Origin of the sequence: Isoptericola variabilis (assembly GCF_050311655.1) — a bacterium.
Classification (GTDB): Bacteria; Actinomycetota; Actinomycetes; order Actinomycetales; family Cellulomonadaceae; genus Isoptericola; species Isoptericola variabilis.
This window is the reverse complement of sequence record NZ_JBNOZM010000001.1, coordinates 619,005-638,693: the sequence shown is the minus strand read 5'-3', so window position 1 is coordinate 638,693 and position 19,689 is coordinate 619,005. Positions and strand designations below refer to the sequence as shown.

The window sequence follows — 19,689 nt, the reverse complement described above, 5'->3', positions numbered from 1 at the left end:
GTGATACTCGCCGTCCCAGGTGAATCGTCCGCCGGACCGCCGGCACGATCGATGGTTGGATCACCCCGTGCGCGCGATGACGTTCGACCGGTTCGGCGGGCCCGTCACGGTCCGCGAGGTGCCCGAGCCCACCGCCCCGCCCGGGGGCGTCGTCGTGCGGGTGCACGCGAGCGGCCTGTGCCTCAGCGACTGGCACGCGTGGGCGGGCCACGACCCCGACATCACCGCGCTCCCCCACGTGCCCGGCCACGAGCTGGCCGGGGTCGTCGCCGCGGTGGGCGACGGCGTCGCGCGCTGGCGCGTCGGCGACCGCGTGACGTCGCCGTTCGTGTGCGGGTGCGGGCGCTGCGACTGGTGCCGCTCCGGGCAGGCGCAGGTCTGCCCGGACCAGACGCAGCCGGGGTTCACGCACGCCGGGTCTTTCGCGGAGCTGGTCGTGCTGCACGCCGCCGACACCAACCTCGTCGTCCTGCCCGACGCCGTCGACGACGCCACCGCCGCGAGCCTCGGGTGCCGATTCGCCACCGCCTACCGCGCCGTCGCGGGGCGGGCCCGGGTGCTCCCGGGCGAGCGGGTGGTCGTGGTCGGCGCGGGCGGCGTGGGCCTCAGCGCCGTCATGGTCGCCGCGGCGCTCGGCGCCGAGGTGGTGGCCGTCGACCGGCACGACGGCGCGCTCGAGGCCGCGCGCCGGGCCGGGGCCGCGCACACGGTGCGCGCCGGCGAGGACGTCGACGTCGCCGCCGCGGTGCAGGACCTCACCGGCGGCTGCCACGTGAGCGTCGACGCCGTCGGGAGCGAGCGCACCTGCGCCGACGCGATCGGCAGCCTGCGACGGCGGGGCCGGCACGTGCAGGTCGGCCTGCTGCCGCCGGTCGACGGCCATCCCCGCGTGCCGATGTCCCGCGTCATCGGCTGGGAGCTGGACGTGCTGGGCAGCCACGGGATGGCCGCCGCCGACTACCCGGAGATGCTGGCGCGGGTCGCCGACGGCACGCTGCGCCCCGCCGACCTCGTCGACCGCGTCGTCGGGCTGCAGGAGGGCGCGGACCTGCTCCCGGGCCTGGCGGACACCCCGCGCGCGGGCATGGTCGTCGTCGACCCGCGGCGCTGACCGGACGCCAGGCGGTCACGCCCTGCACGTCGCGGAGATCACCCCGCCGGGCGCCTCTCGGTCGTGGCCCGGCCGCCCGCTCGGGGCTATGCTGGCGGGCGGCCTGAGCAGCAGCGGCGACCGCCGCAGGACGACGAGGGAGGTGCGCGCCACATGACCCGTAGCGAGCCTCCCAGTAGTCCGAGCCGCGACTGACGGCTCCCCGCCCGGCCACGACGCCGGGCGGCCGCGGCGCACGCGCTCTGTGACCCTGCGCCGCCGATCCTCCGATCGCCCCGACGTCCGGGGCGCCCCCAGCCGCAGTCGCGGGACCGACGTCCTCGTCCCTGCACGCCTCTGCACGCTCGGAGTCCGCCATGTCCGTCACCTCTGCCCGCGCGTCCGCCGCCCGCACGGCCCGTACCCGTCCCCTGCTCGGCGCGCTGCGCCCGCGCCGCGCCACCCCGGCGTCCGGCGCCGGTAGCCACCTCGGCGCCGCCCGCCCCGACGCCGGCCCGACGCGCCGCGACGTGCCCGGCCGCTCGTCGATCGTCGAGTCGGCCCTGTACGACGCCGACGGCCGCCGGGTCGCGAGCTTCACACGCCTCGCCGACACGTTCCGCGAGCTGCGCGCCCACCCGGGCGGCATGGCGTGGATCGGCCTGGAGCGCCCCGACGAGACCGAGCTCGCCCAGCTGGCGCGCGAGTTCGACCTGCATCCGCTGGCCGTCGAGGACGCGATCGTGGCGCACCAGCGACCCAAGATCGAGCGCTACGGCGACACGCTGTTCGTCGTCCTGCACGCCGCCCGCTACCTCGACCACGCGGAGGAGGTGGAGTTCTCCGAGCTGCACGTCTTCGTGGGCCCCGACTTCGTCGTCACGGTGCGGCATGGCGCGTGCCCCGACCTGTCGGCCGTGCGCACCCACCTCGAGGCGCACCCCGCCATGCTGGCCCGCGGTCCCGAGTCGGTGCTGTACGCGATCGTGGACCGCGTCGTCGACGACTACGCGCCCGTCGTGGCGGGGCTCGACGTCGACATCGACGAGATCGAGTCCGAGGTGTTCGGCGGCGACGCGGCGGTGTCGCGGCGCATCTACGAGCTCTCGCGCGAGGTGGTCGAGTTCCAGCGGGCGGTGCGCCCCCTGCAGCGCGTGTGCGGCTCGCTCGCCAAGGGCGCGGAGAAGTACGGCGTCACCGAGGAGATGCAGGCGTACCTGCGCGACGCCGCCGACCACCTCACGGAGGTCGCGGACCGCGTCGAGTCGTTCCGCGCCGCCCTGCGCGACATCCTCACCGTGAACGCCACCCTCGTCGCGCAGCGGCAGAACGAGGAGATGACGCACCTCACCGAGGCGAGCATCCGCCAGGGCGAGGAGGTCAAGAAGATCTCCGGCTGGGCGGCCATCCTGTTCGCCCCGACGCTGGTCGGGACCGTGTACGGGATGAACTTCGACGACATGCCCGAGCTGCACTGGGCCTGGGGCTACCCGGCGGCGCTGGTGGCCATGCTCAGCGTGAGCGTGGCGCTCTTCGCCGTCTTCCGCTGGAAGCGGTGGATCTGAGCGCGACGCGCGCCGCAGGGTGGTCGCGCGCGACGCCGCCGGTCGCGGTCGCTAGGGTCGCGGGGTGACCTCGACCGTGACGCCCGCGCCCGGCGGACCGACCACCGACCCCGGCGGCCTCAACCCCGCCACCCGCACCCTCCTGACCCTGGGTGCGGCCGTCCTCGTGCTGGCGGGCGTGCACTGGGCCTCGGACGTCCTGGCACCGGTGTTCCTCGCCGCGGTCATCGTCATCATCTGCCACCCGGTGCGCCGCCCCCTCGAGGCTCGGGGATGGCCGCGCTGGGCGGCGACGACGGCCGTGATCGTCGTCGCGTACCTCATCCTCGCGGCCCTGCTCGCGATGCTCGTCTTCGCCGGCTTCCAGTTCGCCGACCTGGTCACCGAGTACTTCCGGGACCTCGAGCAGTCGGTCACCCAGATCGCCGCGCAGCTCTCCGAGCTCGGCCTGGACACGCAGGTCGCGGACGCCGCGACGTCGTTCCTGGAGCCCTCCCGCCTGCTGTCGCTGGCGGGCAGCGTGAGCGGCATGGTCCTGTCGATCGCGACGGCCTTCTTCTTCGTGCTCGCGTACGCGATCTTCATGGCCGCCGACGCCGCCCGGTACGCGACCGCGTCCCGCGTCTTCGGCGCTACCCACGCCGAGCAGATCGGTCGCGCGACGCGGTTCAGCACGGGCGTGCGCCGCTACTTCGTGGTCAACGCGACCTTCGGTGCGATCGTCGCGATCGTCGACGGCTTCGCCCTCGCGCTGCTCGGCGTCCCGGCCCCCGTCGTGTGGGCCATCCTCGCGTTCGTCACCAACTTCATCCCGAACATCGGCTTCGTGCTGGGCCTGGTGCCGCCGCTCGTCATGGCCTTCGTCGTGGGCGGCTGGCCCCTGGCCCTGGCGGTCGCGGCGGTCTACTGCGTCGTCAACGTGGTGCTCCAGGTGCTGGTGCAGCCCAAGTTCGTATCCGACGCCGTGAGCCTCAGCCTCACGCTGAGCTTCATGTCGGTGGTCTTCTGGACCTTCGTCATCGGCCCGCTCGGCGCGATCCTCGCGATCCCGCTCACGCTGCTGGTGCGGGCGCTCGTCCTCGAGGGCGACCCGCGCACCGTCTGGCTCCGGTGGCTCTCCGGCGACGACGTCGTCCCCGAGCCCGCACCCGCACCGGCCGGGACTCCGGAGGACCCCGCCGACGACGCCGGCCAGAGCAGGGCCGACGACGTCGTCGAGGCCGACGCCGGCGACGGTGCCGTGCAGACTTCCGAGGGCGACCCCGACGAGATCGACGCGCCCCGCGGCTGACGCCCGCCGCGGCGGCGGCCCGCTACCCTCGGGCGCCATGACCACCACGCCCCCGTCCCACCCCGCCGTCGACCGCGTCCGCGCCGCGCTGGACGCCGCCGGGGCGACCGGTGAGGTCCGCTGGCTCGACGACCACGCCACGACGGCCGCGCTGGCCGCCGAGGCGCTCGGCGTCCCGGTCGGCGCGATCGCCAACTCGCTGGTCTTCACCCTCGACGACGCGCCGGTGCTCGTCCTGACGAGCGGAGCCCACCGCGTCGACACCGAGTTCCTGGGCGCCCGCCTCGGCGGGCGGCTCGCGCGGGCGAGCAAGGAGACCGTGCGCGACGCCACCGGCCAGGTGATCGGCGGCGTCGCGCCCGTGGGCCACCCCTCGCCCGTGCGCACGCTGGTCGACGTCGACCTCCGGGACCACGACGTCGTGTGGGCCGCGGGCGGCCATGCGAAGACCGTGTTCCCCACGTCCTACGACGAGCTGGTGCGGATCACGGGCGGCACGCCGACGCCGGTCGTGCCGCCCGCGGAGTGATGCCGGACGACCGTTCCGCTCAGTAGCCCAGCGCGTCCAGTGCGGCGTCCGCCATCGCGCTCTCGCCGCGCGCGTTCGGGTGCACGGGCACCACGTTCGTGCCGAACAGCAGCGGCTCCACCCAGCGCTCCCCGGCCGGGGCGCACGCGTCGCGGCCCTCGCTGCGCTCGGCGAGGTCGACGAACGTCGCCCCCGTCTCGTCGGCGGCCTTCTCGATGACGCCGTTGAGCGTGGCCTGGAGGTCGCGCAGGTAGGGCACGTCGCCGACCGCGACGGGGAGCTTGGCGAAGCACCCCTTCTCCGCGGGGACGATCCACGGGTAGCCGAGGATCGCGACCCGGGCGTGCGGCGCCCGGGCCCGGATGTCCTCCAGCGCCTGCCGGACGGCCGGGTAGGTGGACTCCTCGACGTGTTCGGTGAACCGGTCGCCGTAGGTGCGCTCGCACGGGTTGCCGCGCCCGCCCGTGAGGACGCCGGCGGAGCCGCAGGCCAGCAGCGCGCCGATGAACGTGCTGTTGTCGTTGCCGCCGATGGTCAGCGTGACCAGGTCGGTGTCCTCCGTGACCGCGTCGAGCTGCGGCGCGACACCCGGGTGCTGGGCCTCGCTCAGGTCCTTGGTCTGGGCCGCCCCGCAGGTGACGTCCACGAGGTCCGCGTTCAGCCGGTCGGCGACGAAGTGCGGGTAGTTCAGGGTCGTGCGCAGGCAGGCGAGCGGGGCGTCGGGGTCGGGCGGCAGGATGCCCGATCCCGCGGAGTACGAGTCGCCGAGGGCGACGTACTTCTCCGGGTCCAGCGCGGCCGAGGCGGGCGCAGCGACCGCGGCGAGGCCGGCGACGGTGCCAGCCGTGACGACCGCGGCGGCGGAGGCCGCGGCGAGGGCGGCCCTGGCGGTACGGCGAGTGCGACGTGCGAGGTGCATGACAGCTCCCTTGGTGTGTCCGCGGGCGTTCGACGCTGAACGCCGAGACCGAGTATCACCACGTGCGACGGCGTCTACGAGGCGACGCGCCGAGGATCCTTGCTCCCGGCACCCGCCCTGCCGGGCCCCGTCCCGCGACTAGCGTGGTCACCCACCGCACGACGAGCGAGGAGCACGACGATGGCTCACGGCGACATCACGCACATCGACATCCCGGTGACCGACAAGGAACGCGCCAAGGGCTTCTACTCCGGCCTGTTCGGCTGGCAGATCGAGGCGCCGCCCGGGTTCGAGGACTACCCGATGTGGCGGGCGCCCAACCAGATCAGCGGCGGCGGGCTGGCGCCGCGCGGCGACGGGTTCGACCAGCCGCGCAGCTACGTCGAGGTCGACTCCATCGACGACGCCCTCGCCCGGGTGCGCGAGCTGGGCGGCACCGTGCTCATGGAGAAGTCCGAGATCAGCCCCACGAGCTGGTGGGCGGTGCTCCAGGACCCGGACGGCAACCGGATCGGCCTCTACGAGGGCACGACCGACGCCGGCTGACCTCGACCGCCCCCGCACAAGCGCGTCAGCGGGCGAAGAGCACCCGGCCGTCGGGGTCGCCCTCGCGGCGCGGTCGCAGCGCGGCCGGGGCCGGCCACGGCAGCTCGAACCGCTCGACGGCGACGTCGATCGCGCCGAAGTCGTCGGCCTGCACGACCACGCGGTCGGGCGTGACCTCCACGAGCTTCACGCGCAGCGGCTCGCCGCCGTCGCGCTCGAGCATCCAGACGTCGGCCATCCACGACAGCCCGGTCGACTCGAGCGCCTCCTCGGCGTCGGTCCAGTCGAGCGGCCCGCTCACGTCGCGGCCGAGCAGCGACACCGCGACCCAGCCGTCACCCTCGGGGCGCAGCCAACCGAGCGCCTCGCGGTCGTCGGGGCGGCGGTGCTCGATCCAGTCCGCGGGCAGGGAGGTCTCGGGCGCAGGCATGCCGGCACCGTAGGCGACGGTGCGCGGCCCCCGCGAGCGCAATTCCGGTCGCGGCGTCACGCCCGCGAGCCGGCCCGGCCGTCGGCGAGCCCGCGCGCGTAGGCCTCGGCGCTGCCCTCGCGGAACAGGTCGTCGGCGCTGGGGCGCACCAGCGAGCGGGCGCCGGGGCCGTCGGCCTCCGGGCCCTCCCCCGCGCGGACGTGCCGGGCGAGACCGCGCACCACCGCGACGGGGCGACCGTCCGCCTTGCCGCGCACCAGCTCCGAGGCGGCGGCAATCTCGTCGGCGACGGCAGTCACCGTGACCGACAGGGGCCGCCCGTGCGTATCCACCCCGCCGCGCAGGTCGTCGACGACGTCCACGCCGGCCGCGCCGATCGCGATGTCGGTGAGGCCGTCGCGCCACGTCCGCCCGGCGGTGTCGGTGACCACGACGCCGAGGCGGTCCAGGCCGAATCGCGCCCGCAGGGCGGCCCGCAGCGCGCGCGCCGACGCGTCCGGGTCCTCGGGCAGCAGCAGCACGGTGCCGTCGGGGGTGTTCGAGGCGTCGACGCCGGCCGCGGCCATGACCAGCCCCAGCCGGTTCTCCACGATGCGCAGCGGCGGCAGGCCGTCGGGACGGGCGCGGGTCGCGACCACGCGCACCGTCTCGTCGGTGATCGCCTGCTCGCGGTCGGCGGCGCGCACCACGCGCCCCTCGGCCTTCGAGACGATCTTCGACGTCACGACGACGACGTCGCCCTCGGCGAGCGGGTCGCCGGACACTGCGCCGTCGGCGGCCAGGGCGTCGCCGACCAGCCGCGCGAGGTCGTCCCCGGGCCGTACCTCCGGGACCCCGGCGGGCGCCCAGACGGCGAGCCGAGCGCTCACCGCACCAGCTTCGGGAGCACCTCGCGGCCGAAGACCTCGATCCACTCCTTCTGGTTGCGCCCCACGTTGTGCAGGTAGATGCGGTCGAAGCCGAGGTCGACGTACTTCTGGATCGCGGCGCGGTGCGCGTCCGGGTCCGCGCTGATCACCATGCGGCCCTCGAAGTCCTCCGGGCGCACCAGCTTGGCCATCTGCGCGAAGTCGTGCGGCGAGCGGATGTCGGCCTTGGGGAACTTCATGCCGCCGTTGGGCCACTCGGTCATCGCGTTCGCGAGCGCCTCCTCGTCCGTCGGCGCCCACGACATGTGCACCTGCAGCACCTTGGGCATCCCCTGCGGGTCACGGCCGGACTCGCGGACGCCGTCGTCGAACTTGCCGAACAGCATCTCGATCTTCTCCAGCGGCGCCCCGACGGTGATGAGGCCGTCGGCGTGCTTGCCGGCGCGCTTGGCGGTGATCGGGCCGGCGGTGGCGACGAGGATCTCCGGCGGCACCTCGGGCATGGTCCACAGCCGCGTGGACTCCATCTTGTAGTACTGCCCGGAGTGCTTGACGTCCTTGCCGTCGATGCCGGAGGCGAAGAGCTTCTTGATGATGTCGATGGCCTCGAACATGCGGTTGATCCGCTCAGGGGCCTCGGGCCAGTAGCCGGCGACGACGTGCTCGTTGAGCGCCTCGCCGGACCCCAGACCCAGCCAGTGGCGCCCGGGGTACATCGCGGCGAGCGTGGCCGACGCCTGCGCGACCATCGCGGGGTGCCAGCGGAACGTCGGGGCGGTGACGCCGGGGCCGAGGTCGCCGCGGGTCCGCTCGCCGAGCGCGGTCAGCACGTTCCACACGAAGGCCGCCTCGCCCTGCTGCGGCACCCACGGCTGGAAGTGGTCGGCGGCCATGACGCCGGAGAAACCGTGCTCCTCCGCGTAGGCCGAGTACTCGACGACGTCGGTGGGGTGGAACTGCTCGAGCATCGCGGCATAGCCGATGGTCAGGTCGGGGTTCGCAGCCATGGTTCCGACCCTATCCCCGGCCCGGGACCAGATATGTGGTACCGGGCGCTCAGCCCAGGCGCTTGGCGAAGAAGTGCTCGGCGTACGGGTTGTCGTTGTACCGGGCGATGCGCCGGTAGCCGGCCCGCTCGTACATCGCGACCGCCTCGGTGAGCGTCCCGTTCGTGTCGAGGCGCACCTCGCGGTGGCCGAGGTCGCGGCTCACGCCCTCGAGGTGCCGCAACAGCCGGGAGCCCAGCCCCGCGCCCCGCCACCCGGGGTGCACCCACATCCGCTTGATCTCCCCCACGCCCCCGGCCGCGCCGTCGCCCTCCGACAGCCCGCGCACGCCGCCGCAGGCGACGGGCTCGCCATCGCTCGTCGCCACGACGAACGCTCCCGACGGCGGCGCGAGCCGCGCGTCCTCGGGGTCGGGCTCCCCCGCCGCCGGCCGCGGGCCAGGGTCGAACCCGCCCGGGAACCGCTCGTCGAGCTCCGCGACGTAGGCCGCGACGGCCTGCCGGGCGAGGTCCGACGCCGGGTCCACCCGCTCGAGCGTGACCGTCGCCGCCCGCACCAGCAGGTCGGCCTCCGCCAGGGCCGCGGCCAGCCGGGACCGCTGCCGCGCGGTGAGCGGGGCGACGAGGTCGCGGGCCCGGTCCACGGACCGGCGCTCCAGGTCGTCCCACGCGCGCCGGCCCGCGGCCGTGAGGTCCACGCGGCGCCGCCGCCGGTCGTCGTCGTCGGGCACGACGGCGACGAGCCCGTCCGACTCGAGGCGGCGCAGCAGGCGGCTGAGGTACCCCGAGTCCAGGCCGAGCCGGGCGCGCAGGTCGCGCGTCGTGCCGGGCTCGGTGCCGATCTCGAAGAGGAGGCGGGCCGTGCCCAGCGGCATCCCCGTCCCCAGGAACGAGTCCTCGAGCGCGCCGACGCGCTGGGTGTAGCTGCGATTGAAGCGTCGCACGACGGCGACCTCGGCCCCGCCGTCGCCCGCACGCCCCTCGTCGTCTCCCATACCTCTGACTCTAGTCAGAGAACTCGCGGGCCGGAAGCCCTCAGACCTGCGCCCGCTCCCGCCGCCGGCGCTCCTGCAGCTCGGGGTCGGCGACGGGCGCGGCGCCCACCAGCCGGCGCGTGTACTCCTCCTGCGGCTCGCCCAGCACCCGGGCCGTCGGCCCCGTCTCGACGATGCGGCCCGCCTGCATCACGGCCACGCGGTCGCTCACGCGCTCCACGACGGCCAGGTTGTGCGACACGAACAGGCAGGCGAACCCGAGGCGTTCCTGGAGCTCGGCGAACACGTCGAGCACCCGGGCCTGCACCGAGACGTCGAGCGCGCTGGTCGGCTCGTCGGCCACCAGCACCGCCGGGTCGAGGGCGACCGCCCGCGCGATGGCGACCCGCTGCCGCTGGCCGCCGGACAGCTCGTGCGGGAAACGCGCCGCGTGCTCCGCGTCCAGCCCCACCATGGCGAGCAGCTCGAGCACCCGGGCCCGCGTGTCCGCCTCGCCCAGGCTCGCGTGCAGGCGCAGCGGCTCGGCCACGCACGCGCCCACCGACCAGCGGGGGTTGAGGGTGGACGCCGGGTCCTGGAACACGATCCCGGTCCGCCGGCGCACGGCGCGCAGGTCGGACCGGCGCGCCCCGGCCAGCTCGAGGCCGTCCACCACGACCCGGCCGCGGTCGGGCGCCAGCAGCCCCGAGACGACCTGGCCCAGCGTGGACTTCCCCGAGCCCGACTCGCCGACGAGGCCGAGCACCTCCCCCGCGGCGATGCGCAGGCTCACGCCGTCCGCGGCGTGCACCGCCGCCCGCCGGCGCCCGCCCCGGTACACGACGTCCACGCCGTCCAGCACGACCACGTCGCCCGGCGCCGCCCCGCCGTCGCCAGCCGTGCCGCCGGCGGAGCCGCCGCGCACGCGGACCTGCGCGCGCACCTGGTCGGCCGGTGCCGCGAGCTGCCGCCCCAGGTGCGGGACGGCGTCGAGCAGCGTCCGCGTGTACTCCTCGCGGGGCGCGGCGAAGAGCGCGCGCACGGGCGCGTGCTCGACGACCCGCCCCCGCCGCATCACCACGACGTCGTCCGCGAGGTCGGCGACCACGCCCATGTCGTGCGTGATGAGCAGCACCGCCGTGCCGCGCGTGTCGCGCAGCCGGCGCAGCAGATCCAGGATGTCGGCCTGCACCGTGACGTCGAGCGCCGTCGTGGGCTCGTCGGCGACGATCGCCACCGGGTCCTGCGACAACGCCATCGCGATGAGCGCGCGCTGCAGCTGCCCGCCCGAGAGCTGGTGCGGGTAGGACCGCGCGATCCGCTCCGGATCCCGCAGCCCGGCCTCGCGCAGCAGGGTGAGCACCCGCTCGCGCGCGGCGCCGCGAGGCACGCGGGCGTGCGCCCGCAGCGCCTCGGTCACCTGGTCGCCGATCGTGAGCACGGGGTTCCACGCGCTCATCGGCTCCTGCGAGACGAGGGAGAAGACCGCGCCGCGCACGGCCCGGAACTCCTCCGGGGCTGCGCCGACCAGCTCGGCGCCGTCGTACCGGATGCTGCCCGTCACGGCGGCGCTCGGCGGCAGGAGCCCGAGCACCGCCATCGCCGAGACCGACTTCCCGGAGCCGGACTCCCCCACCAGCGCCGTGACGCGGCCCGGTCGCAGCGCCCACGACGCCCCGTCCACCGCCGGGGCCGCGGACCCGTCGAACGCGACGGACAGCCCCTCCACCTGCAGGAGGGGCTGCCCGTCTCCGGGCTCGATGCCGGTGTCGGTGCTCACTGGGCCAGCGAGACCTTGAGGTAGTTCGGGTACGCCGGGAAGTCCGGGATCTCGAAGTTCTGCACCTTGGAGCCGTGCAGGAAGGAGTTCTTCGTGTAGATCAGCGGCACCACGGGGGCGTCCTCGAGGATCGCCTTGTCGGCCTGCGCCCAGATGCCGGCCGCCGCGTCGGGGTCGGTCTCCTGGGTGGCCTGCTCGATGAGCGCGTCGACGTCCGCGTTCGAGTACCGCGACAGGTTGTACCCGCCGTCGCCGATCTGCGACGACGCGAACAGCGGCTGGATGTTGCCGTTCGCGCTCGGGAAGTCCGGCTGCCACGAGGAGAGCGTGAGGTCGTACTTCGACCCGTCGCCCTGGGTCACGGTCTGCGTCCACACGTCCGAGGGCTGGGAGACGATCTTCACCGTGAGGCCGGCGCGCTTGAGGCCCTGCTCGATGGCCTGCGCCTTGGCGAGCGTGGGCGCGTCGTCGGGCACGACGAGCCGCAGCGTGCGGTCCTTCCAGCCCGCGTCGGCGAGCAGCCGCTTCGCCTTGTCCGGGTCGCCCGACGGCTCGGCCGGGTACAGGTCGTACTCCTCGCGCCCCGGGATCCCCGGCGTGATGAGCGTCGTCGCCAGGTCGCCGGCGATCGCGCCGCCGGACGCCACCTGGAACGCCTGCTTGTCCACCGCGTACTGGATCGCCTGGCGCACGGCGGCGTCGTCGAGCCCCTCGGCCTCGGTGTTGATCGCCAGGTAGGCGAGCGCCCCGGGACCGGAGGTGACGAGGCGCTCCTTGGCGCCCGGGTCGTTCTGCACCTGGGCGAGCTGCGCCGCGGGGACGAACGACGCGCCGAAGGCGTTCTGGTCCTCGCCGGCGTCGGCGATGAGGCGCTGCGCCACCACGCTCTCGTCCTGGCCCAGCTCGAAGACGATCGAGTCCGGGCCGGCGGTGCGGGCCTCGTCCGTGGCCTGGTCCCAGGCCTCGTTGCGCTCGAGGGTGACCGACGTCCCCTCCTGCGTCTCGGCGACCGTGTAGGGGCCCGTCGCCACGGGGGACGTGGTGTACGTCGAGACGTCGTCCTTGTCCTCCGGCACCGCGCCGAAGGCCGGCATCGAGACGATCCAGGGCCAGTCGCCGTACGCGCTGTCCAGGTGGAACACGATGGTCTTGTCGTCCGGCGTCTCGATCGAGTCGAGCTGCTTGCCGTCGTACGGGCCGGCGTAGTCGTCCCCGCCGGTCAGCAGGCTCTTGTGGTAGCTCAGGCCGCCGGAGAGCTCCGGCGCGAACGACCGCTCCACGGAGTACTTGACGTCCTGCGACGTGATCGGCGTGCCGTCCTCGAACGTGACGCCGTCCTTGAGGGTGTACGTCCAGGTCTTGCCGTCGTCGGACACCGTGCCGGTGTCCGTGGCGAGGTCGGGCACGACGTCGGTGCTGCCGTCCGGGTTGGTCTGCCACGCGGTGAGGCGGCGCTCGACGAGCCCGAGCGTGGTGATCGCGAGGTTCTGGCTCGTGGCCGGGTCCCAGTTGATCGACGGCGCGGACGTGAGGATGTGCAGGGTCCCGCCCTGCTGGACGGCGCCGGTGCTGCCCGTCGCGCTGTGGTCCTGCTCGTTCGCGCCGCAGGCGGTCAGGACCAGCGCGAGGGCGGCGACGGCGGAGACGGCGCCGACGGACCGTCGGCGGGTGGTGGTGCGGGTCATGGTCTTCTCAGTGCCTCTCGGGACAACTCTCGGGACAAAGGGTCGGGGTCGGGGTGTCGCGTCACGCGGGGACATCGCCCGGCGTGCAGGCGGGCGCTCATGCGCGCACCCTCGGGTCCATGACGCCGTACACGACGTCGACGAGCAGGCTGGCGACCACGATGAGGGCCGCCGAGAAGAACGTGACGCCCACCAGCAGCGGGACGTCGGTGTTGCCGACGGCGTCGAGCAGCAGAGCGCCGAGCCCGGCCATCGAGAAGACCTTCTCGGTGATGACCGTGCCGCCCAGCAGCACGCCCAGGTCCAGCCCGAACAGCGTGACCACCGGGACCATGACGTTGCGCAGCGCGTGCCTCGTGACGACCCGCCGCTCCGTGATGCCCTTGGCGCGGGCCGTACGCACGTACTCCGACCCGAGCGCGTCGAGCATCTGGGCGCGGGTGAGCCGGGCGTAGATGGCAGCCGAGAGGAAGGCGAGCACGCACCAGGGCAGCACCAGGTGCCAGGCCCAGTCGACGGGGCTCGTGGTGAGCGGCACGTACCCGTTGACCGGCACCATGTCGAGGGTGAAGCCGAAGAGCAGGATGCCGAGCAGGCCCACGAGGTAGCTCGGGGCGGACACGCCGGTGATCGCGGTGACCATGATCGCCCGGTCGACGGCGGTGCCGCGGCGCACGGCGGCGACGACGCCCCCGGCGACCCCGGCCAGCAGCCACAGGACGGCGGCCCCGATCGCGATGGAGAACGTGACGGGCAGGCGCCCGACGATGAGGTCGGTCACCGGCTGGCGCAGCACGAAGGAGTACCCGAGGCACGGTGCCGGGCAGGTGATCTCCGCGCCCGCCGAGCCGTAGGTGCGGCCGGTGACGATGCCGGTGACGAAGTTCCACCACTGCACCAGGAAGTTCTGGTCGAGCCCCATGAAGGCGCGCGCCGTCTCGAGGCGCTCCGGCGTGCACGGCCGCCCGCACGCGAGCTGGGCCGGGTCGGCGGGCAGCAGGACGAAGATCGCGTAGGTCAGGAGCGACACCGCGAGCAGGACGAAGACCATGCTCGCGAGGCGCGTGCCCGCGAACCGCAGGGCGTTCACTTGCGGCCTCCCGAGCGGGGGTCGAGGGCGTCGCGCAGGCCGTCGCCGAACGCGTTGAACGCGAGCGTGATGCCGAACAGCGCGAGGCCGGGGAAGACGAGGTACATCGGGTCGGAGCTGAACCAGGTCACGGCGTCGCCGATCGACCGGCCCCACGACGGCGTGGGCGGCGGGACGCCCACGCCGAGGAACGACAGCGCCGCCTCGGCGCCGATGGCCCCCGGGATGCTGATGGTCGCGAAGACGACCACGGTCGCGGCGAGGTTGGGCAGCACCTGCCGGAACAGCACGTGGCCGTGCCCGGCGCCGAGGGCCTGCGAGGCACGGACGAAGCCGCGCGAGCGCAGCCCCAGTGCCTGCCCACGCACGACGCGCGCCACCGAGGACCAGCTGAACACGCCGATCACGAGCACGAGCAGCAGCAGCCGCGGGAACGACTCGGGCGCCACCGCGCCGATCGCGATCATGAAGATGAGCGCCGGCAGCCCGAGCATGATGTCGACGCCGCGGCTGACCACCCAGTCGACCCAGCCCCCGAGGTAGCCCGCGAGCAGCCCGAGCACCGTGCCGATGAGCATGGAGACGACGGTGGCGCCGATGCCCACGACGAGCGAGGTCCGCGAGCCCATGAGCACGATCGCGAAGAGGTCCCGGCCCGTCAGGGGCTCGACGCCGAACCAGTGCTCGGCGCTGATGCCGCCGCCCCAGCCGGCCGGCGCACCGGTCGGGTCGAGCGCGTCCAGGTCGTAGCTGTAGGGGTCGACGCCGAGCAGCCGGGTGATCAGCGGCGCGAGCAGGGCGATGACGACGTACGCCACGACGACGACCGCGCCGGCGACGGCGAAGCGGTCCTGGGCGAAACGGCGCCAGAAGGTGCGCCGGCCGGTGGCGGGCGTGGGCGAGCCCTCGGGCACGACCAGCTCGTCGGCGTGGTCGAGCGTCATGGGAGCTCCTCGGGTGGCTAGACGGGCAGGGCGACGTGGCGGTGACAGCACCGACAACACATCGCCTGCATCTCGTCCTCCCGGGACGCCTGGTCCGACGCCGCGCACGCGGCCGCCGGACGGGTTCGAGGGGTGCCGCTGGAGCGGCGCCGAGCGACACGATACGACGCTCCCGACGCCGCTCCGGACGCCTGCCCGCATCCTGGACAGCGTGCCCGGATCATGAGATCCCGGTGCGCGGAGCCTGCCCGGCCATCTGGGAGAATGGGCGACCATGAGCGACTTCCCGACCCCCGAGGCGCAGACCGCGCCCGCGCAGACCTCCGCAGCGACCCCGCCCGCCGGCACCTCTGTTGCTCAGGTAGCCGGCGACGTCGTCCGCGCGGTGGTCCGGGAGGTACCGGACAAGGTCAGCCTGGAGGGCCTGGAGCAGCGCTTCGACGAGCGCTGGTCGGCCGAGGGCACGTACGCGTTCGACCGCACCGCGACGCGCGAGCAGGTGTACTCGATCGACACCCCGCCGCCCACGGTCTCGGGCTCGCTGCACGTGGGCCACGTGTTCAGCTACACCCACACGGACACGGTCGCCCGGTTCCAGCGGATGCGCGGCAAGAAGGTCTTCTACCCGATGGGCTGGGACGACAACGGCCTGCCCACCGAGCGCCGCGTGCAGAACTACTACGGCGTGCGCTGCGACCCGTCGCTGCCGTACGTCGAGGGCTTCGAGCCCCCGCACCAGGGCACCGACGGCAAGAACGTCAAGCCCGCCGACCAGGTCCCGGTCAGCCGCCGCAACTTCATCGAGCTGTGCGAGCGGCTCACCGCCGACGACGAGCGCCAGTTCGAGGAGCTCTGGCGCCGCCTCGGCCTCTCCGTCGACTGGGCGCAGAACTACCAGACCATCGACGCCACGTCCCGCGCCGCGTCGCAGCGCGCGTTCCTGCGCAACCTCGCCCGCGGCGAGGCGTACCAGGCGGAGGCGCCGGGCCTGTGGGACGTGACGTTCCAGACCGCCGTCGCGCAGGCCGAGCTCGAGGCGCGCGAGTACCCCGGGTTCTACCACCGGGTCGCGTTCCACCGGCCCGACGGCAGCCAGCTGTACATCGAGACCACCCGCCCGGAGCTCATCCCGGCCGTCGTGGCGCTCATCGCCCACCCGGACGACGAGCGGTACCAGGGCCTGTTCGGCACCACGGTCACCTCGCCGCTGTTCGGCGTCGAGGTCCCGGTGCTCGCGCACCCGGCCGCCGCCATGGACAAGGGCGCGGGCATCGCCATGTGCTGCACCTTCGGCGACCTCACCGACGTGCAGTGGTGGCGCGAGCTGCAGCTCGCCACCCGCTCGGTCATCCAGCGCGACGGCCGCCTCTCCCGCGAGACGCCGGAGTGGATCGCGGGCGGACCGGGCGAGGCCCTGTACGCCGAGGAGCTCGCGGGCAGGACGACGTTCAGCGCCCGCAAGGCCGTCGTCGACGCGCTGCGCGCCTCCGGCGACCTGGACGGCGAGCCCACCGCGACCCAGCGCATGACGAACTTCTACGAGAAGGGCGACAAGCCGCTCGAGATCGTCACGTCCCGCCAGTGGTACATCCGCAACGGCGGCCGCGACTGGGACAAGCGGGACCTCAAGGCCGAGCTGCTCGCGCGGGGCAAGGAGCTCGACTTCCACCCCGACTTCATGCGCGTGCGCTACGAGAACTGGGTGAACGGCCTCAACGGCGACTGGCTGATCTCGCGCCAGCGCTTCTTCGGCGTGGCCGTGCCGCTGTGGTACCCGGTGACGGCGGACGGCGAGGTGGATCACGACCACCCGATCGTGCCGACCGAGGCCGAGCTGCCCGTCGACCCGACGTCGCAGGCCCCGGCCGGCTACGACGAGTCGCAGCGCGGCGAGCCCGGTGGCTTCGTCGGCGACGCCGACGTCATGGACACGTGGGCGACGTCGTCCCTGTCGCCGCTCATCGTGTCCGGCTGGGAGCGCGACGAGGACCTGTTCTCCCGCGTGTACCCGATGGACCTGCGCCCGCAGGGCCAGGACATCATCCGCACCTGGCTGTTCTCCTCGGTCGTGCGCTCGCACCTGGAGTGCGGCGTCCTGCCGTGGAAGCACGCGGCGATCAGCGGCTGGATCCTCGACCCGGACCGCAAGAAGATGTCCAAGTCCAAGGGCAACGTCGTCACGCCGATGGCGCTGCTGGAGGAGCACGGGGCGGACGCCGTCCGCTACTGGGCCGCGGCCGCGCGCCTCGGGACGGACGCCGCGTTCGAGGTCGGGCAGATGAAGATCGGCCGCCGCCTCGCGATCAAGGTGCTCAACGCCTCGAAGTTCGCGCTGACGTTCGGCGTGGACCCCGAGACCGGCGCCGGCGAGATCGTGCTCGACCCGGCCCGCGTCATCGTCCCCCTGGACCGCGCGATGCTCGCCGGCCTGGCGGACGTCGTCGAGCAGGCCACCGCCGCGTTCGAGGCGTACGACCACACGCGCGCGCTCGAGGTCACGGAGACGTTCTTCTGGACGTTCTGCGACGACTACCTCGAGCTGGTCAAGGACCGCGCGTACGGCGCCGGGGCCGCGGCCACCGAGGTGACCGCGGAGACGGAGTCGGCCCGCACGGCGCTCGCCCTCGCGGTGGACACGCTGCTGCGTCTCCTGGCGCCGTTCCTGCCGTTCGCCACCGAGGAGGTCTGGTCGTGGTGGCGCACCGGCTCGGTGCACCACGCCGCCTGGCCCGCGGCCGCGCCGCTGCGCACGGCGGCGGGCGACGCCGACCCGGTGCAGCTCACCGCCGCCGGGCACGCGCTCGCCGCCCTGCGCAAGATCAAGTCGGAGGCCAAGGTCTCCATGCGCACGCCGATCCTCAGCGCCTCCATGGCCGTCCCGGCCGCGCTGCTCGACGGCGTCCGGTCGGCCCTCGACGACGTGCGCGGCGCCGGCCGCGCCACCGGCACCCTCGACGTCGTCGAGGCGGCCGAGGGGCAGGGCAACCCCGACGTGCAGGGCGGCATCGTCGTCACCGCGTCCGAGCTCGGCGAGCCCCCGGCCCGCAAGCCGAAGGCCTGACACGCGACGGAGGGGGCGGACCGCACGCGACGCGGTCCGCCCCTTCCGTCGTGCTCCCGGCTCTCGTCACCTAGCGCGGCGTCGTGAACCGGTCGCCGTCGCCGCTCATCGTCGCGGCGACCTCCTTGGGCGTCCCGTCGTCGTGCCAGCGCAGCGTGGCGCCGACGCCGTCCATGAGCTCGACGGACCCCTCGGGCGCGAAGGTCAGTCCGGCGTCCTGCGCGATCGCCGCGCGCAGCAGGGCGGACGTCGCGGGCAGCTCCTCGAGCCCGTCCGTGACGCCGAGGTCAGCCAGGTCGGCCCGCGACGTCGCGATGTGCATCGGGTCCGGTCCGATCCACAGCGTGCGGCCCCCGAGCAGCCCGTCGGCCCCGCCCGCTCCCCCGGCTCCGCCGGCGGTGGCCGCGAGGGCCGACGCCGAGTCGTTCGCGATCTGCTCGGCGAGCACCAGGGCCTTGACCTGGCCGCGGGCCAGGACGGCGACGACGTCGTCGATCGACGAGACGGCCCCCTCCTCGCGCCCCTGGTCCTGGCGGTACTCGGCCAGCACCACCTCGCGCCGGCGCTCCCGGTAGGAGTCGAGGGCGTCCTCGACGGCGGCCTCGAACGTGTCCGCGCGGACCCCCGGCCCGCGGCCGCCGCCCGCGACCTCCACGGTCCGCCGAGCGGCGTCCTGCCCGAGCTCCGCGCGCACCAGGTTGACCGCGCGCACGTCTCCCGTCAGCAGCACCACCTCCGGGCTGCTCTCCGCCACGCGCCGGTCGATCTCGGCCGCCACGGCCGCGGCGTTGCGCTTCCAGGAGTCCTCGGCACGCGACTCGATGATGGCGCGCTTGGTGCCGGTGCTGGAGGTCTTGCTGACCTCGTCGTTCGGTCCCTCGAACGTCTCCCGGGCCGCGCCGGGCCGCCCGCCCGCGTCGCACGGCCAGAAGTCGGCGCCGCTGCGGTCGACGGCGACGCACAGGGCGTCCACCGCCTCGTCCGCCGCCTGGGCCGCCTGCAGCAGCACCGGGACGGGCAGCCACGCACCGGTCGCGACCGCCGGCGGGTTGCGGAGCACGCGGTCCACCGCGACCCCGCCGTCCGAGGCGATCAGCACCCTGCCGTGCGCTCCCGCCGTGCGCGTCGGTCGCAGGACGGCGGCCTCGAGCGCGTCCAGCACGCCCGCGGGCGCCGACTGCCGCTCCAAGGAACGCCGCACCGCCCGCCACCGGTTCGCGACGTCCCTGTCGCCCGCCTCGGCCGAGGGCGTCGCGTCCAGGTAGACGGTCGCGAACGGTCCGGGGCGTCCGACGAGGGGCTTGAGCCAGTCGATCTTCATCCGTGGTCCCCCAGGTGTCCGTCGTCGGGCTAAGCACCCAGCCTGCGACGGAAACGCGGCGGACGCCACCCCGTCACGCGACGCGGCCGGACTCCCGCCGACCTGGACCGGACCAGGTCAGATCTCACCTCTTCAAGCGTAGGTGTCCAGGGGCGGCAGCTCGCCCTTGAGGCGCCCGGCCGCGTGCTCGGCGGCGATGCGCTCGTGGTGCCGGATCACCTCGGAGACGATGAAGTTGCGGAACTGCTCCGTGAACTCGGGGTCCAGGCCGGCGCCCTCCGCGAGGCCCTTGAGGCGGTCGACCTGCTGGCGGTCGCGCGACGGGTCGGCGGGCGGCAGCCCGCCCACGGCCTTGAGCTCGCCCACGCGCCGCGTCATCTTGAAGCGCTCGGCCAGCAGGTGCACGAGCGCGGCGTCGATGTTGTCGATGCTGGCGCGCAGTTCCAGGATCTCCTGGGGCATCCCGTCCGTCTCGGGGCGCGGGGCGGAGTCCTGGGGGACGTCGTGAGGGGTGTCGGGCATGCCTCGATCCTACGAGGCGCGCCGAGCGTGTAAGGTCCCACGTCGGCCCGCACGCCGACCGGAGACT

Annotated in this window: 17 protein-coding genes; 6 read left to right on the top strand and 11 right to left on the bottom strand. The window is 74.2% G+C overall.

Translation table 11 applies throughout. The features are described 5' to 3' along the window. Window positions 1-67: 67 nt before the first annotated feature. From ACQP60_RS03050 to ACQP60_RS03035, 4 genes are all read left to right on the top strand, one after another. Window positions 68-1,111, top strand: a complete 1,044-nt coding sequence (locus ACQP60_RS03050; RefSeq protein ID WP_429728798.1) for an alcohol dehydrogenase catalytic domain-containing protein — start codon at window positions 68-70, stop codon at window positions 1,109-1,111. 356 nt (window positions 1,112-1,467) lie between these two features. Next, window positions 1,468-2,655, top strand: coding sequence for a magnesium and cobalt transport protein CorA (locus ACQP60_RS03045; protein ID WP_429728342.1), 1,188 nt, complete (start codon window positions 1,468-1,470; stop codon window positions 2,653-2,655). A 64-nt stretch (window positions 2,656-2,719) separates the two neighbouring features. Continuing rightward, window positions 2,720-3,946: an AI-2E family transporter gene (locus tag ACQP60_RS03040; RefSeq protein ID WP_429728341.1), complete on the top strand. Its 1,227-nt coding sequence runs from the start codon at window positions 2,720-2,722 to the stop codon at window positions 3,944-3,946. A gap of 37 nt (window positions 3,947-3,983) precedes the next feature. After that, window positions 3,984-4,475: a YbaK/EbsC family protein gene (locus tag ACQP60_RS03035; protein WP_429728340.1), complete on the top strand. Its 492-nt coding sequence runs from the start codon at window positions 3,984-3,986 to the stop codon at window positions 4,473-4,475. 19 nt (window positions 4,476-4,494) lie between these two features. Here the strand turns inward: ACQP60_RS03035 and ACQP60_RS03030 are convergent, their stop codons facing one another. Continuing rightward, window positions 4,495-5,394 carry an SGNH/GDSL hydrolase family protein gene (locus ACQP60_RS03030; RefSeq protein ID WP_429728339.1) on the bottom strand — a complete coding sequence of 300 codons (900 nt, stop codon included), beginning with the start codon at window positions 5,392-5,394 and terminating at the stop codon, window positions 4,495-4,497. A gap of 180 nt (window positions 5,395-5,574) precedes the next feature. Here ACQP60_RS03030 and ACQP60_RS03025 point away from each other — a divergent pair, with 180 nt between their 5' ends. Then, window positions 5,575-5,940 (top strand): VOC family protein, encoded by a 366-nt coding sequence (locus ACQP60_RS03025; protein ID WP_429728338.1) that lies wholly within the window; start codon window positions 5,575-5,577, stop codon window positions 5,938-5,940. Window positions 5,941-5,965: 25 nt separating this feature from the next. On the opposite strand, the gene ACQP60_RS03020 is transcribed toward ACQP60_RS03025, so the two are convergent. From ACQP60_RS03020 to ACQP60_RS02985, 8 genes are all read right to left on the bottom strand, one after another. After that, complete coding sequence (locus ACQP60_RS03020) at window positions 5,966-6,370, bottom strand: hypothetical protein (RefSeq protein WP_429728337.1); 405 nt, start codon at window positions 6,368-6,370, stop codon at window positions 5,966-5,968. Window positions 6,371-6,426: 56 nt separating this feature from the next. Further along, window positions 6,427-7,239 (bottom strand): coenzyme F420-0:L-glutamate ligase, encoded by an 813-nt coding sequence (cofE, locus tag ACQP60_RS03015; RefSeq protein ID WP_429728336.1) that lies wholly within the window; start codon window positions 7,237-7,239, stop codon window positions 6,427-6,429. Further along, window positions 7,236-8,246, bottom strand: coding sequence for a TIGR03557 family F420-dependent LLM class oxidoreductase (locus ACQP60_RS03010; protein ID WP_429728335.1), 1,011 nt, complete (start codon window positions 8,244-8,246; stop codon window positions 7,236-7,238). Before ACQP60_RS03010 ends, cofE begins: the two co-directional genes overlap by 4 nt. A 49-nt stretch (window positions 8,247-8,295) precedes the next feature. Beyond that, complete coding sequence (locus tag ACQP60_RS03005) at window positions 8,296-9,240, bottom strand: bifunctional helix-turn-helix transcriptional regulator/GNAT family N-acetyltransferase (protein ID WP_429728334.1); 945 nt, start codon at window positions 9,238-9,240, stop codon at window positions 8,296-8,298. Between the two features lie 40 nt (window positions 9,241-9,280). Further along, window positions 9,281-10,999: a dipeptide ABC transporter ATP-binding protein gene (locus ACQP60_RS03000; RefSeq protein WP_429728333.1), complete on the bottom strand. Its 1,719-nt coding sequence runs from the start codon at window positions 10,997-10,999 to the stop codon at window positions 9,281-9,283. Further along, complete coding sequence (locus ACQP60_RS02995; RefSeq protein WP_429728332.1) at window positions 10,996-12,684, bottom strand: ABC transporter substrate-binding protein; 1,689 nt, start codon at window positions 12,682-12,684, stop codon at window positions 10,996-10,998. Before ACQP60_RS02995 ends, ACQP60_RS03000 begins: the two co-directional genes overlap by 4 nt. A 97-nt stretch (window positions 12,685-12,781) precedes the next feature. After that, window positions 12,782-13,774 (bottom strand): ABC transporter permease, encoded by a 993-nt coding sequence (locus ACQP60_RS02990; protein ID WP_429728331.1) that lies wholly within the window; start codon window positions 13,772-13,774, stop codon window positions 12,782-12,784. After that, window positions 13,771-14,718, bottom strand: coding sequence for an ABC transporter permease (locus ACQP60_RS02985; protein WP_429728330.1), 948 nt, complete (start codon window positions 14,716-14,718; stop codon window positions 13,771-13,773). The genes ACQP60_RS02990 and ACQP60_RS02985 overlap by 4 nt, the downstream gene beginning before the upstream one ends. Before the next feature lie 274 nt (window positions 14,719-14,992). Between ACQP60_RS02985 and valS the strand changes: the two genes are divergently transcribed. Continuing rightward, on the top strand, window positions 14,993-17,779 hold the full coding sequence (gene valS / locus ACQP60_RS02980; protein WP_429728329.1) for a valine--tRNA ligase: 2,787 nt from the start codon (window positions 14,993-14,995) through the stop codon (window positions 17,777-17,779). A 70-nt stretch (window positions 17,780-17,849) separates the two neighbouring features. On the opposite strand, the gene ACQP60_RS02975 is transcribed toward valS, so the two are convergent. Both ACQP60_RS02975 and ACQP60_RS02970 read right to left on the bottom strand, forming a co-directional pair. Continuing rightward, entirely contained in the window at window positions 17,850-19,100 is a 1,251-nt protein-coding gene (locus ACQP60_RS02975; RefSeq protein WP_429728328.1) for a baeRF2 domain-containing protein, read from the bottom strand. 132 nt (window positions 19,101-19,232) lie between these two features. Continuing rightward, window positions 19,233-19,622 carry a chorismate mutase gene (locus ACQP60_RS02970; protein WP_429728327.1) on the bottom strand — a complete coding sequence of 130 codons (390 nt, stop codon included), beginning with the start codon at window positions 19,620-19,622 and terminating at the stop codon, window positions 19,233-19,235. Window positions 19,623-19,689: the final 67 nt, after the last annotated feature.